Source organism: Pseudomonas nitroreducens, from assembly GCF_014204515.1.
Taxonomy (GTDB): Bacteria; Pseudomonadota; Gammaproteobacteria; order Pseudomonadales; family Pseudomonadaceae; genus Pseudomonas; species Pseudomonas nitritireducens_A.
In genome coordinates this window covers 64,461-77,837 of record NZ_JACHLI010000017.1, presented here as the reverse complement: position 1 = coordinate 77,837, position 13,377 = coordinate 64,461, and the positions used below count along the sequence as shown (strand labels likewise).

At 66.6% G+C, this 13,377-nt stretch carries 10 protein-coding genes; 6 read left to right on the top strand and 4 right to left on the bottom strand.

Annotated elements, in window-relative coordinates; translation table 11 throughout:
* Positions 1 to 7 precede the first annotated feature (7 nt).
* Positions 8 to 640: a TetR family transcriptional regulator gene (locus HNP46_RS20215; RefSeq protein ID WP_184592460.1), complete on the bottom strand. Its 633-nt coding sequence runs from the start codon at positions 638 to 640 to the stop codon at positions 8 to 10.
* Between the two features lie 150 nt (positions 641 to 790).
* On the opposite strand from HNP46_RS20215, the gene HNP46_RS20210 reads away from it, so the two are divergent.
* The 3 genes from HNP46_RS20210 (at position 791) to HNP46_RS20200 (ending at position 6,515) form a co-directional block, all read left to right on the top strand.
* Positions 791 to 1,975 (top strand): efflux RND transporter periplasmic adaptor subunit, encoded by a 1,185-nt coding sequence (locus tag HNP46_RS20210; protein WP_184592458.1) that lies wholly within the window; start codon positions 791 to 793, stop codon positions 1,973 to 1,975.
* Between the two features lie 12 nt (positions 1,976 to 1,987).
* Positions 1,988 to 5,140, top strand: a complete 3,153-nt coding sequence (locus HNP46_RS20205) for an efflux RND transporter permease subunit (RefSeq protein ID WP_184592456.1) — start codon at positions 1,988 to 1,990, stop codon at positions 5,138 to 5,140.
* 199 nt (positions 5,141 to 5,339) lie between these two features.
* On the top strand, positions 5,340 to 6,515 hold the full coding sequence (locus HNP46_RS20200; RefSeq protein ID WP_184592454.1) for a multidrug effflux MFS transporter: 1,176 nt from the start codon (positions 5,340 to 5,342) through the stop codon (positions 6,513 to 6,515).
* Here HNP46_RS20200 and HNP46_RS20195 read toward each other — a convergent pair whose 3' ends face one another.
* Complete coding sequence (locus HNP46_RS20195) at positions 6,516 to 6,695, bottom strand: hypothetical protein (RefSeq protein ID WP_184592452.1); 180 nt, start codon at positions 6,693 to 6,695, stop codon at positions 6,516 to 6,518. It lies immediately after the preceding gene.
* 298 nt (positions 6,696 to 6,993) lie between these two features.
* Between HNP46_RS20195 and HNP46_RS20190 the strand changes: the two genes are divergently transcribed.
* Together HNP46_RS20190 and HNP46_RS20185 are read left to right on the top strand one after the other, a co-directional pair.
* Positions 6,994 to 8,889, top strand: a complete 1,896-nt coding sequence (locus tag HNP46_RS20190) for a propionyl-CoA synthetase (RefSeq protein WP_184592450.1) — start codon at positions 6,994 to 6,996, stop codon at positions 8,887 to 8,889.
* Positions 8,890 to 9,056: 167 nt separating this feature from the next.
* Positions 9,057 to 9,491 carry a response regulator gene (locus tag HNP46_RS20185; protein WP_184592448.1) on the top strand — a complete coding sequence of 145 codons (435 nt, stop codon included), beginning with the start codon at positions 9,057 to 9,059 and terminating at the stop codon, positions 9,489 to 9,491.
* A gap of 573 nt (positions 9,492 to 10,064) precedes the next feature.
* On the opposite strand, the gene ypfJ is transcribed toward HNP46_RS20185, so the two are convergent.
* Entirely contained in the window at positions 10,065 to 10,964 is a 900-nt protein-coding gene (gene ypfJ, locus HNP46_RS20180) for a KPN_02809 family neutral zinc metallopeptidase (RefSeq protein WP_184592446.1), read from the bottom strand.
* Positions 10,965 to 11,031: 67 nt separating this feature from the next.
* On the bottom strand, positions 11,032 to 11,892 hold the full coding sequence (locus HNP46_RS20175) for a PhzF family phenazine biosynthesis protein (RefSeq protein WP_184592444.1): 861 nt from the start codon (positions 11,890 to 11,892) through the stop codon (positions 11,032 to 11,034).
* 172 nt (positions 11,893 to 12,064) lie between these two features.
* Between HNP46_RS20175 and alaC the strand changes: the two genes are divergently transcribed.
* Positions 12,065 to 13,282: an alanine transaminase gene (gene alaC / locus HNP46_RS20170; protein ID WP_184592442.1), complete on the top strand. Its 1,218-nt coding sequence runs from the start codon at positions 12,065 to 12,067 to the stop codon at positions 13,280 to 13,282.
* The last annotated feature ends 95 nt before the right edge of the window (positions 13,283 to 13,377 follow it).

Below are 13,377 nucleotides of genomic sequence, written 5' to 3'. Positions count from 1 at the left end.
CCGGCCCTCAGGCCTGCGGGGCGTGCCAGTCGCGCACCAGGCCACGGAACACCGCATCGAACAGCTGGCGGGTCTCCTGCACCGGATCGAACAGCTCGGGGTCGCGCAGCCAGTCGCTGAGCAGGCCGAAGATCATCGCGTGGACGGCGCGCGAGGCGACTTTGGGCGTTACCCCGGGCATCAGCCGTACACGACATTCCTCGCGGTTGAACAGGCCATCGCAGAGTTCGATGAACTGACGCACGAAATGATTGTGGCGCTCCTCGGCGTCGCGCAATTCATCGGTGAATTCGCAGCGCTGCAGCAGAATGGTCAGGATGCGCCGGCGCTGCTCATCGCGGGCGAGGTTCTCGATCACTTCCACGCTGAGCTGGAACAACGATTCGATGGGATCGTGGCCGTCGCAGCCGGACAGCCGTTGCGCCAGTTGCTCCGGCGGCAGGCGGACCTGGTTGAGCATGTCGTTGAACAGATGCGCCTTGTTCTGGAAGTGCCAATACACCGCACCGCGGGTCACACCGGCGGCGCGGGCGATTTCTTCCAGGCTCGTGTGGGATACGCCTTTGCTGAAGAAAAGGCTCTCGGCCGAGTCGAGAATCGTCTGTCTTGTGCGTTCCGAATCTTCTTTAGTTCTTCGCATGGCGCTTGCTGCTATACAGGCTAGGATCACTGAGTGACGGGCAGTTTACTGATTTTACTGCGCTAACAGTGCTTTACGAACACTGGCGTAGGTAAACGTCGCGCAGTCGTCGTTCCCCGCGTTCGTCAGACATTTCCATGGAGAGGTTACATGCCGTTTGCCCGTCGTTTGCCCGTCGTGCTTGTTGTCGTTGGGTTGCCCGTCCTGTTCGCTGCCGCTGTCCGCGCAGAGGACAAGCCTGCTGCGGCAGCGCCACCGCCTCCGGCTGTGACCATCGAAGTGGCGAAGAGTGCGCCGGTGCCGATGACCCTCGAGTATTCCGCGCGCACCGCCGGCTACCGCGAGGTGGAAGTCCGCGCCCAGGTCAGCGGCATCCTGCAGCGACGCACCTATGAGGAAGGCCGGCCGGTGAAGCAAGGCCAGGTGCTGTTCCGCATCGACCCGCGCCCCTACCAGGCCGCCCTGGGTCAGGCCCAGGGCTCCCTGGCCCAGGCCCAGGCGCGCTATCGCCAGACCGACCGCGACCTGCGGCGGATCCGCGAGCTGCAGAAGAAGGGCTACGCCAGCGAAAGCGAGCTGGACCGCTACATCTCCAACTTCGAACAGGCCAAGGCCGACGTGGAAGCTGCGCGTGCCAACGTGCAGGCCAAGCAGATCGACCTCAACTACACCACGGTGACCGCGCCGATTTCCGGCATGGCGAGCAAGGAAGTCCGCTCCGAAGGCAGCCTGGTGGCGGCCTCCGACCCGAATTCCAGCCTGTTGACCAAGCTCACTCAACTGGACCCGGTCTACGTCAACTTCGCCTACCCGGACACCGAGGCCGCACGCCTGCGCGACGGCGTGCAGAGCGGCAAGCTGGTCCTGCCCGAGAACGGCAAGCTGGCCGCCGAACTGCGCTTCGGTGACGGCAGCAAATACGCCATCGATGGCGTGGTCGACTTCACCGACAGCTTCGTCAACACCGGCACCGGTACCGTGAATGCCCGTGCGGTGGTGCCCAACCCGCAGAACCAGCTGATCCCCGGCCAGTTCGTCCGCGTGCTGATCAAGGGTATCACCCGCAAGGCCGCGGTCACCGTCCCCGAGCGCGCGCTCGCCCAGGGGCCGCGCGGCACCTTCGTCTACGTGGTGGACAAGGACGGCTTCGCGCGGGTGCGCCAGGTCACCACCGGGCAGACCGTCGATGGCCGCTGGATCATCGATTCCGGCGTCGACGACGGCGACAAGGTGATAGTCGACGGTGTGCTCAAGGTCCGTCCGGACCAGCCGGTGAAGGCCGCCGAGGCCGCGCCGCAGGCCCCCGCGGGCCAACCTGCCCAGACCCAGTCCTGAGGAGCGCCCATCGTGATCTCGCGCTTCTTCATCGAACGTCCCGTGTTCGCGATGGTGATTTCCATCGTGATCCTGCTCGCCGGGCTGGTCGCCATGCGCGCGCTGCCCATCGCCCAGTACCCCGAGATCGTCCCGCCGCAGGTCTCGGTGACCGCCGCCTATCCCGGCGCCAGTTCCCAGGTCATCGCCGAAACCGTGGCCGCGCCGCTGGAGCAGGAGATCAACGGCGTCGAAGGCATGATCTACCAGCTGTCCAACTCCGACAGCAGCGGCGCCATGAGCCTGACCGTGTACTTCGAGGTCGGCACCGACCCCGACCAGGCCACCATCGACGTCAACAACAAGGTCCAGGCCGCGCTCGCCAAGCTGCCCGAGGAAGTGCGCCGGCAGGGCGTGAAGGTCGAGAAGAAATCCTCCGACATCCTCCAGGTGGTCACACTGTTCTCGCCGGACAATTCCCGCGACCCGATCTTCATCAGCAACTACGCGCTGATCAACGTCATCGACGAACTCAAGCGGCTGCCCGGAGTGGGCGACGTCAGCCAGTTCGGCTCCAAGGACTACTCGATGCGCATCTGGCTGCGGCCGGACAAGCTGGCGCAGTACAACCTGACGCCCACCGATGTGGTCAATGCGATACGCGAGCAGAACTCGCAGTTCGCCGCCGGCAGCTTCGGCCAGCAGCCGATGAAGGAGCCGCAGGACTTCACCTACATGGCCACCGCCCAGGGGCGCTTCACCGATCCGAAGGAATTCGAGAGCGTGATCCTGCGCAGCGAGACCACCGGCGCCAGCCTGCTGCTCAAGGACGTGGCGCGGGTCGAGCTGGGGGCCCAGGACTACTCCCTGGTGACCTCGCTCAATGGTCAGCAGAACGCCGCCTTCGGTATCTACCTGCAGCCCGGCGCCAACGCCCTGGACACCGCCGACGCGGTGCGCAACACCATGGAGCGCCTGTCCAAGCGCTTCCCTGAGGGCATCGCCTACAAGATCCCGTACGACACCACCACCTTCGTGAAGGTTTCCATTGAGGAGGTGATCCACACCTTCATCGAGGCGCTGATCCTGGTGATGATCGTGGTGTATGTGTTCCTGCAGAGCTTCCGTGCCACGCTGATCCCGGTGCTGGCGATCCCGGTGTCGCTGATCGGCACCTTCGCCGGCATGTACCTGATGGGCTTCTCCATCAACCTGCTGTCGCTGTTCGGCATGGTGCTGGCGATCGGCATCGTGGTGGACGACGCCATCGTGGTGCTGGAGAACGTCGAGCGGGTCATGCGCACCGAGAAGATCGGGCCCAAGGAAGCGGCGATCAAGGCCATGGAGGAGGTGACCGGGCCGATCGTCGCCATCGTGCTGGTGCTCTGTGCGGTGTTCATTCCGGTGGGCTTCCTCGGCGGTCTCGCCGGGCAGATGTACAAGCAGTTCGCGATCACCATCGCGGTGTCCGTGGTGATCTCCGGCATCGTCGCGCTGACCCTGTCGCCGGCGCTCTGCGCGCTGATCTTGAAGCCCGAGCACAAGGAACCGGCCGCGCCGTTCCGCTGGTTCAACCGCATGTTCGAGCGCGCCACCAACGGCTATGGCGCCGGCGTGCAGTTCTTCCTCAAGCGCGCGGTCATCGGCCTGCTGCTGTTCGGCGGGATGATCGCCCTGCTGGTGATTCTGTTCGGCCGCGTGCCGGGCTCGCTGGTGCCCGACGAGGACCAGGGCTACGTGCTCAACGCCTACTTCCTGCCGCCAGCGGCGTCGCTGACCCGCACCGAGAAGCTCACCGGCGACGTAACCCGCGAGCTGATGAAGCATCCGGCGGTGCAGGACGTAGTGACCTTCGCCGGCTTCGACATCCTCACCTTCGGTACGCGCAGCAATGCCGGGGTATCGTTCGTGCCGCTCAAGGACTGGAAGGAGCGCACCACGCCGGAGCTGGACGCGCGCAACCTGACCGGCGAATTCATGAAGATGGGCGCCGGTCAGGAAGACGGCGTGGTGATGTCCTTCAACCCGCCGCCGATCACCGGCATGAGTACCACCGGCGGCTTCGAGGCGTATATCCAGGACCGTAGCGGCGGCACCTCCGAGCAACTGGAGGAGATCACCACCAAGTTCCTCGCCGAGGCACACAAGCGTCCGGAACTGGCCGGGGTGAACACCACCTTCAACGCCAACGTGCCGCAGTACTATGTCGACCTCGATCGCACCAAGGCGCGTTCGCTGGGCGTGGCGATCAACGACGTGTTCACCGCCATGCAGTCCACCTTCGGCAGCTACTACGTCAACGACTTCAGCCTGTACGGGCGCACCTGGCAGGTCACCCTGGAGTCGGAGCCGGAGTTCCGCCGCAAGCCCGACGATCTCAGCCAGGTCTTCGTGCGTTCCTCCACTGGCGATCTGGTACCGCTGTCCACCCTGGTCTCGGTCAAGCGCATCCTCGGCCCGGACTCCTACGCCCGCTTCAACGTGTTCCCGGCGGCCAAGCTGCTCGGCGGCCCGGCGCCGGGCTACAGCTCCGGCCAGGCGCTGGCGGCGATGCAGGAAGTGGCCAACCAGGTGCTGGGTGAGGAGTACACGCTGGCGTGGATCGGCTCGGCCTACCAGGAACTGGCGACCCAGGGCTCTGGCAGTACGGCGTTCATCTTCGGCCTGATCCTGGTGTTCCTCATCCTCGCCGCCCAGTACGAACGCTGGACCCTGCCGCTGGCCGTGGTCACCGCGGTGCCCTTCGCGGTGTTCGGCGCGATCCTGGCGATCTGGCTGCGCGGTCTGGACAACGACGTGTACTTCCAGGTCGGCCTGGTGACCCTGATCGGCCTGGCGGCGAAGAACGCCATCCTGATCATCGAGTTCGCCGTGCTCTGTCGCGAAGAGCAGGGCATGGGCCCGGTGGAAGCGGCGCTGGAGGCGGCCAAGCTGCGTTTCCGTCCCATCGTGATGACTTCGCTGGCCTTCATCCTCGGCTGCGTACCGCTGGCCATCAGTACCGGCGCCGGCTCCGCGAGCCGACACTCGATCGGTACCGGGGTGATCGGCGGCATGCTCGCCGCGACCCTGCTGGCGACCTTCCTCATCCCGATGTTCTACATGCTGGTCGAATCGGCTGCCGACAAGCTCAGCGGCCGCAAGGCCAAGCACAAGCCCGCCGCAGAGGGGGCGCACGAAGTCTGATCGTGCCGCAGGCCCGCCCTGCCTGGGCGGGCCCGTACCTCGGTGTTTCCCGGCAGTTGCTTAGCGAGCTTGCTAATTTCCCGGCGCTCGCCACAATGCGAAGCTTCGCCGCGCCTTCCTTGCGCGCCAACCCGTTATCCACGCGTGTCTGCCCGCGGTCTTCGCCGCCTCCTGGCGGACGCGCGCGTCCAGGTGATCCATGAATCTGCGCATCCTGCTGATCCTCGGCGCCCTGAGCGCCTTCGGGCCGATGGCCATCGATTTCTACCTGCCCAGCTTCCCGGCGCTGGCGCTGGCCTTCGGCACCGACGTCGAGCATGTGCAACTGAGCCTGTCGGCCTACTTCGCCGGCCTGGCCATCGGCCAACTGCTCTACGGCCCCCTGGCCGATCGCATCGGCCGCCGCGTGCCGTTGCTGCTGGGGGTGAGCATCTTCACCCTGGCTTCGGTGGCCTGCGCCCTGGCGCCGAACCTGGAATGGCTGATCGTCGCGCGTTTCGTCCAGGCGCTGGGCGGTTGCGCGGGCATGGTGATCTCGCGGGCAGTGGTGCGCGACCTCTGCGATCCGATCGCGGCGGCCAAGGCCTTCTCGCAATTGATGCTGGTGATGGGGCTGGCGCCGATCCTCGCGCCGCTGGGCGGTGGGCTGCTGCTGAGCCTGTCCGGCTGGCAGTCGATCTTCTACACCCTGACCCTGTTCAGCGCCCTGGCCGGCGGCGCCATCGCCCTGTGGCTGCCGGAGACCATTCCGGCCGGCCCGCGTGCGCCGCTGCGCGGCGCGCTGAAGCAGTACCGCGCGCTGTTCCGTGACCGTGCCTTCATTACCTATGCGCTGACCGGTGGGGTGGCCATCGCCGGGATGTTCTCCTACATCGCCGGCTCGCCCTTCGTGTTCATCCAGCTCTACGGCGTGCCGCCAGAGCACTACGGCTGGATCTTCGGCAGCAACGCTGCGGGGTTCATCCTGATGGCCCAGGTCAACGCGCGGCTGCTGCGCTATCGCGGGCCGGGATTCTGGCTGCGCCGGGCGGTGTGGATGTATTTCGGCTGCGGCGTGGCGTTGCTGGCGATCACCCTGGCCAAGCCCACGCACCTGTGGCCGCTGCTGGTGCCGCTGTTCGGCGCCATCGCCAGCCTGGGCTTCCTGATGCCCAACTCCTCGGCCTGCGCCATGGCCAGCCAGGGTCGCCACGCGGGCAGCGCCTCGGCGCTGATGGGCAGCCTGCAGTTCACCGTTGCCGCCGGCGCTTCCGCGCTGGTCGGCGCGCTGCACGATGGCACGGCCTTGCCGATGGCCGTGGTGATCACCGTCTGCGGCCTGGTGGCCGCGACGCTGGGCTGGCTGAGCGGGCAGATCAGCGAACGCGCGGCCTGATCAGCCGGCGGCGCGTTGCTCCAGCTCCGGCAGCTTGTGCGGGGCTTTCAGCCGCGCCTCCAGGGTGGCGACGAAGCTGCGCGCTTCGAGCTCGCTGCGAAAGCGCACGGCCTGCTGGTCGAGGCAGACTTCCCACGGCTGGTCTTTGCGGATGGCGGAAGGACGGACGAGGATGTTCATGGTGCTCACCCCTGCGCGGTCATTGAAAAGGGACCCTCAGTGTAGTCCTGTAACGTGGCAGTAAAGGGTGCGACCCAGGGTCGCCGATAGGTGGCCGTGTGCTCCTGCGAATGCCACGGAATGCCCTGAGCATGGGGCTTTCGAGCCTGCTTGCGAGTCATGCTGGCGTTTCGCCGAAAACTCTTGAAAAGGATTCGCCGCCCCGTCGCCGGCCTACGACCAAAGGTTGATGGTGAGGCGCCGATCCCCGTCCATACTCGTTGTTCGACCTCGATAACAACAATAAGAGGCAGCGACGATGAGTTACCGGCAGTCCCATGAGCGCTCCATCGCGGAGCCTTCCGCCTTCTGGGCCGAGCAGGCCCGGCGCGTGGCCTGGTACCGAGCCCCGCAGCAGACCCTGCAAGCCTTGCCCGACGGCAGCCACCGCTGGTTCGCCGATGGCCGCCTGAACACCAGCTACCTCGCCCTCGACCGCCAGATCGAACTGGGTCGCGGCGACCAGACCGCGCTGATCTACGACTCCCCCGTGACCAGCACCCAGCAGTGCTTCAGCTTTTCCGAGCTGCGCGATGAAGTCGCGCGCCTGGCCGGCGCCTTGCGCGCGCTGGGGGTGGAGAAGGGCGACGGGGTGATCATCTACATGCCGATGGTGCCCCAGGCGGCCATGGCCATGCTCGCCTGCGCGCGCCTGGGAGCCGTGCATTCGGTGGTCTTCGGCGGCTTCGCGCCCCACGAGCTGGCGCTGCGCATCGACGATGCCAGGCCCAGGCTGGTACTCACCGCGTCCTGCGGCCTGGAGTTCGAACGGGTCATCGAATACAAGCCGCTGGTGGACAAGGCACTGGAGCTGGCGACGCACAAGCCGGCCCACGTGCTGGTGCTGCAACGTCCGCAGGCGATGGCCGAGTTGCAGCCCGGCCGCGACCTGGACTGGCGCGAAACCCTGGCCCACGCGCAACCGGCCGACCCGGTGGAAGTGGCCAGCGGCGACCCGCTGTACATCATGTATACCTCCGGCACCACCGGGAAACCCAAGGGCATCGTCCGCGACAACGGTGGCCACGCGGTGGCCCTGAGCTACGCGCTGCCGACCATCTTCGGCCTGCAGCCGGGGGATGTCTGGTGGGGCGTGTCCGATGTCGGCTGGGTGGTCGGCCACTCGCTGATCGTCTACGGCCCGTTGATGAACGGCTGCACTACGGTGTTCTATGAGGGCAAGCCGGTGCGCACGCCGGATGCCGGCAGCTACTGGCGGGTGATCGAGGAACACAAGGTCAACAGCCTGTTCTGCGCGCCCACGGCGATCCGCGCGATCCGCAAGGAAGACCCGCAGGGCGAGCTGCTCAAGCGCTATGACCTGGGCTCGCTGCGCCACCTGTTCCTGGCCGGCGAAAAGCTCGACAGCAGCACCCAGCACTGGCTGGAAGAGCTCACCGGCAAGCCGGTGCACGACCACTGGTGGCAGACCGAGACCGGCTGGCCGGTGACCGCGCCCTGCACCGCATTGGGTGACCACGACTTGCGCGCCGGCTCCACCAACCGCGCGGTGCCCGGCTACCACGTGCAGGTGGTGGACGACGAGGGGCGTCTGCTGGGGCCCAACGAACAGGGCTCCATCGTCATCGCACTGCCGCTGCCGCCCGGCTGCGCGCAGACGCTGTGGAACGACCATCCACGCTACCTGCAGGCCTACCTGAAGACCTATCCCGGCTTCTATCACACCGGTGACGGCGGCTACGTGGACGAGGACGGCTTCGTCTACATCATGGGCCGCACCGACGACGTGATTAACGTCTCCGGCCACCGCCTTTCCACGGGCGAGATGGAGGAGCTGCTGGCATTGCATGAGGCCGTGGCCGAATGCGCGGTGATCGCCGTGCAGGATGACCTCAAGGGCCACGTGCCGTTGGGCCTGGTGGTGCTCAAGGACGGCGCCCAGGCGAGCGAGGCCACCCTGCAGCGCGAACTGGTGGCGCTGGTGCGCGAGCGCATCGGTGCGCTGGCCTGCTTCCAGCGCGCGGTGGTGGTCAAGCGCCTGCCCAAGACCCGCTCCGGCAAGATCCTGCGCGCCGTATTGCGCAAGATTGCCGATGGCGAGAGCTACGTGCCGCCCTCCACCATCGACGACCCGGCCATTCTCGGCGAGATCACCGAGCGCCTGGGCCAGGCCGGTCTGGCCAAGGCCGGCTGAGATCCCACGACGCCGGCGCTGCCGGCGTATTTCCAGGGCCGCACCCGTTGCGGCCCTTTTTTTGCCCGGCGCCTGGCCGTCCATCGCCCAACCTTGGACCGGCAGCAGAAAGGGTGGATAGCCAGCTAGACTGATGGCACCTGGCCTCTATCGGTAGTATTGCGCCCATGAACCACCGCCTCCTTCTCGACGCCGAGGAGCTCGAAGCCCTGCGCGAAGTCAGCGCGCGGGCGCAGCGCAAGCCCGTGGTGCTGCTGGCCGATGACGACCGCGCGACGCTGGTGCGGGTGCGTGGGCTGATCGAGGGAGCCAACCTGCGCTGCCTGACGGCGCGCAGCGCGCAAGAGGCCCTGCGGCGCATCCGTCGCGACGAGGCCGGTATCGACCTGCTGGTGAGCGGATTGCGCGTCGAGCGCGATGGGACGGGTCTCGACCTGCTGCGCGAATTGGGCAACGTCGGTACCTTCCTGCCGATCATCGTGCTGTCCGGGCAGGGCGATCGACGGGATATCTACGCAACAACGGCGCTGAACGTACTGGATTTCCTGGCGAAACCGGTGGAGTCGGTCGACTTCTTGAATCTGCTCAAGCGCTACCTGTAAGGCTGACGCCGGAGTTGACCTGCAGGAGCGGACTCTGTCCGCGATACTTTTGCTTGTAGTTGGGTGTTTCAGCGTCGCTTCGAAGTGCGCGCGAGCTTCTTCTTTCGCCCCCTCGGGCGACCTCCTTTGGCAAACGACCCAAAGGAGGCAAAGGTCTCGCCCCTGCCATCCGGCTTTTCGCTTCGCGAAAAGTACCCTCGGTTCCTCGGAGTTCCAGGGGCCCGCGTTGACGGGCCATCCCTGGCCCGACAACGCTCTCGCGACATCCATGTCGCTCAACCCCTGGAACTCCGATCACCTTCGGCCTCCTGAAAGGGGCATTCCGGCGCGTGCGGATGTTTCGCTGGAAGACCTTAACGGCAAGGGCAAGGGCTTTGGCGTGGTGCGATGCGATGTGTTTGCGTAGGAGCGGACCTTGTCCGCGAAGAGGCCCGCTTTCTGCCGGGCCACTCATGGCGCGCTGACCAGGATTTCGCGGATAAGATCCGCTCCTGCAAAAGCGTTCTGCCGGCAGGGGCGGCGTTCCCACCCACTGTAGGTGCGAGCTTGCTCGCTAACCGCGCCGGCCAGGAGCTAGAGCGTCTGCGCCTTGAACGTATCGCACTTGCCCGGCGCGCCGCTTTCGAAGCCGATCTTGAACCAGCGCACGCGCTGCGCGGACGAGCCGTGGGTGAAGGAGTCCGGCATCACCGTGCCGCGCGCCTGGCGTTGCAGGTGGTCGTCGCCGATGGCGTTGGCGGCGTTCAGCGCCTCTTCCACGTCGCCCGGCTCCAGCCAGTTCAGGCGCTGCTGGGCATGGTTGGCCCAGACCCCGGCAAAGCAGTCGGCCTGCAGTTCCTGGCGTACCGACAGGCCGTTGGCGCCTTCCATGCGTGCGCCGCGCTGGCGGGCGGCGTTGATCTTGGCGGAGATGCCCAGCAGGTTCTGCACGTGGTGGCCGACTTCGTGGGCGATCACGTAGGCCTGGGCGAAATCGCCGGCGGCGGAGAACTTCTGTTCCATTTCGCGGAAGAAGCCCAGGTCAAGGTACACGCGGTGGTCGCCGGGGCAATAGAACGGGCCGACCGCCGAGGAAGCGAAGCCGCACGCCGAGTTCACCCCGCCGTTGAACAGGATCAGTTTGGGCTGCTCGTACTGCTGGTTGCTGCGGGCGAAGATTTCCCCCCAGGTGTCCTCGGTGTCGCCGAGGATCGAGCGGACGAAGTCCACCTGCGGATCGGCGCCGGTCGCCGGCTTGCCTTGTGTCGGCCGTGCCGGCGCCTGCTGCTGGGAAACGTCCATCTGGCCGAGCAGCGAGCCGAGGATGGTCATCGGGTCCTGCCCGGAGAGCAGGCCGATCACCACCACGATGGCCACGCCGCCCAGGCTCAGGCCGCGGCCGCCGATGCGCATGCCGCCACCGCCCATGCCGCCGCTGGAGTCATCGCGGGCATCCACTACGTTGTCGCTGCGTCGTCCTTTGCGCCAGAGCATGGCGGCATCTCCATCGATCAGGTGGTTTGAGTGTCGTATCGGGTGGGGCTGACCGCCAGCCCGGTCGTCAGGCGAAACGGTGCAGCAGTTCGGCGCGGGCCAGCAGTTGCACGTCGCCGCCAACGCGGACCTCGTCGTCCTGGCCAACTTGAACGTCGAGCCGGCTGGGGCGACCGACGAAGCGGCCCTGGGCCAGTTGGAACAGTTCGCCGCGGCGCGCCTTGCCCAGCTCCACCAGGTAGGCGGCGACGGGGCCGGCGGCGCTGCCGGTGGCGACGTCCTCGATGATCCCGGCGCCGTCCCAGGTACGGCCCTCGCGATTATCCACATCCAGCACGAAAACGAAGGCGGCATTGAGTTTTGCCAGTTCAGCGCTCAGATCCGTGCGCTGGCGCACGCGGCCCAGGGCTTCGCTGCGCACCGGCAGCAGCAGGTAGGGCAGGCCGGTGCTGACCACGGCGGCGGGGTAGTCGGCGAGGTCCGCGACGGTCAGCGAGAAGGCTTCGGCGAACCAGCGCCGGGTTTCGTCGTCCAGCACGCTGCCGAAGTCGGCGGCGCCCTGGTTCATCTCGGCGTGGAAGCCGGCGCCGCGCCGGCGGGTCGTCACTTTCACGGCCTTGGCAGGCAGCTCCAGGGTCCAGTGTTCCTCCTCGCCGCGCTGGTGCAGGTGGTGCAGCAGCGCTGCGGCGCCGAGCACCGGGTGGCCGGCGAAGGGCAACTCCTCGTCGACGGTGAAGATGCGCGCCGAGTAGGTATCCAGCTCGGCCGAGGGGAACAGGAAGATCGACTCGAACTGGCGCAGTTCCTGGGTCAGCGCCAGCAGGGTCTGGTCGGGGATGCCGCGGGCGTCGGGGAACACCGCCAGGCCGTTGCCGGTGAGCGGTTGGTCGGCGAAGACGTCGAGCTGCCAGTACTGTTGCGCGGACATGGGCCTCCAGATGCCGCCCTTGAGCGGCGCAAAGAAAAACTCGACAGCCAGCCTAGCGAGCTATATGTTCGCCGACAAGAAAGCGCAGGTCACAGTGCCGCGCTTTCCAGGCCACCGCAGTGGCCGGCGTCGCTCGGACGGTTCCGGGCGCCTACGTTCATCCGAGGACACCATGACTGAACCCCGTTCAGCTCGTCGCTTTGCGCGCATCGATCGCCTGCCCCCCTACGTTTTCAACATCACCGCCGAGCTGAAGATGGCCGCCCGCCGCCGTGGCGAGGACATCATCGACCTGTCCATGGGCAACCCGGACGGGGCCACGCCGCCGCATATCGTCGAGAAACTCTGCCAGGTCGCCCAGCGCGAAGACACCCACGGCTACTCCACTTCCCGTGGCATCCCGCGCCTGCGTCGGGCCATCTCGCACTGGTACCGCGACCGCTACGACGTGCAGATCGACCCGGAATCCGAGGCCATCGTCACCATCGGCTCCAAGGAAGGCCTGGCGCACCTGATGCTCGCCACCCTGGACCACGGCGACACCATCCTGGTGCCCAACCCCAGCTACCCGATCCACATCTACGGCGCGGTGATCGCCGGCGCCCAGGTGCGCTCGGTGCCGCTGGTGCCGGGGATCGACTTCTTCAACGAGCTGGAGCGGGCGATCCGCGAGTCGATTCCCAAGCCGAAGATGATGATCCTCGGCTTCCCCTCCAATCCCACCGCGCAATGCGTGGAGCTGGACTTCTTCGAGCGCGTGGTCGACCTCGCCAAGCGCTACGACGTGCTGGTGGTGCACGACCTGGCCTACGCGGACATCACCTTCGATGGCTGGAAAGCCCCGTCGATCATGCAGGTGCCCGGCGCCAAGGACATCGCGGTGGAGTTCTTCACCCTGTCCAAGAGCTACAACATGGCCGGCTGGCGCATCGGCTTCATGGTCGGCAACCCGGAGCTGGTCTCGGCCCTGGCGCGGATCAAGAGCTACCACGACTACGGCACCTTCACCCCGCTGCAGGTGGCGGCCATCGCCGCGCTGGAAGGCGACCAGCAGTGCGTGCGCGACATTGCCGAGCAGTACCAGAAGCGCCGCGACGTGCTGGTGAAGGGCCTGCACGAAGCCGGCTGGATGGTGGAGAACCCCAAGGCCTCGATGTACATCTGGGCGAAGATTCCGCCGGCCTACGCGCACCTGGGTTCGCTGGAGTTCGCCAAGAAGCTGCTCAAGGACGCCAAGGTCTCGGTGTCGCCGGGTATCGGCTTCGGCGACTACGGCGACGACCACGTGCGCTTTGCCCTGATCGAGAACCGCGACCGCCTGCGTCAGGCCGTGCGCGGGATCAAGGCGATGTTCCGCGCCGACGGCCTGCTGCCGGCCAAGGCTGAGTGACCGAGCACCTATACCGAGCACCGATAAAGAAAAGGGCGGCCAACTGGCCGCCCTTTTCGTTGTGGAGTCCCTCACCCCATCCTGCCCGCGGAGCA

What these genes read in the sequence shown, in the direction of transcription:
- HNP46_RS20215 (WP_184592460.1), bottom strand. Translation starts at nt 640, where the DNA reads ATGCGAAGAACTAAAGAAGATTCGGAACGCACAAGACAGACGATTCTC.
- HNP46_RS20210 (WP_184592458.1), top strand. Translation starts at nt 791, where the DNA reads ATGCCGTTTGCCCGTCGTTTGCCCGTCGTGCTTGTTGTCGTTGGGTTG.
- HNP46_RS20200 (WP_184592454.1), top strand. Translation starts at nt 5,340, where the DNA reads ATGAATCTGCGCATCCTGCTGATCCTCGGCGCCCTGAGCGCCTTCGGG.
- HNP46_RS20195 (WP_184592452.1), bottom strand. Translation starts at nt 6,695, where the DNA reads ATGAACATCCTCGTCCGTCCTTCCGCCATCCGCAAAGACCAGCCGTGG.
- HNP46_RS20190 (WP_184592450.1), top strand. Translation starts at nt 6,994, where the DNA reads ATGAGTTACCGGCAGTCCCATGAGCGCTCCATCGCGGAGCCTTCCGCC.
- HNP46_RS20185 (WP_184592448.1), top strand. Translation starts at nt 9,057, where the DNA reads ATGAACCACCGCCTCCTTCTCGACGCCGAGGAGCTCGAAGCCCTGCGC.
- ypfJ (WP_184592446.1), bottom strand. Translation starts at nt 10,964, where the DNA reads ATGCTCTGGCGCAAAGGACGACGCAGCGACAACGTAGTGGATGCCCGC.
- HNP46_RS20175 (WP_184592444.1), bottom strand. Translation starts at nt 11,892, where the DNA reads ATGTCCGCGCAACAGTACTGGCAGCTCGACGTCTTCGCCGACCAACCG.
- alaC (WP_184592442.1), top strand. Translation starts at nt 12,065, where the DNA reads ATGACTGAACCCCGTTCAGCTCGTCGCTTTGCGCGCATCGATCGCCTG.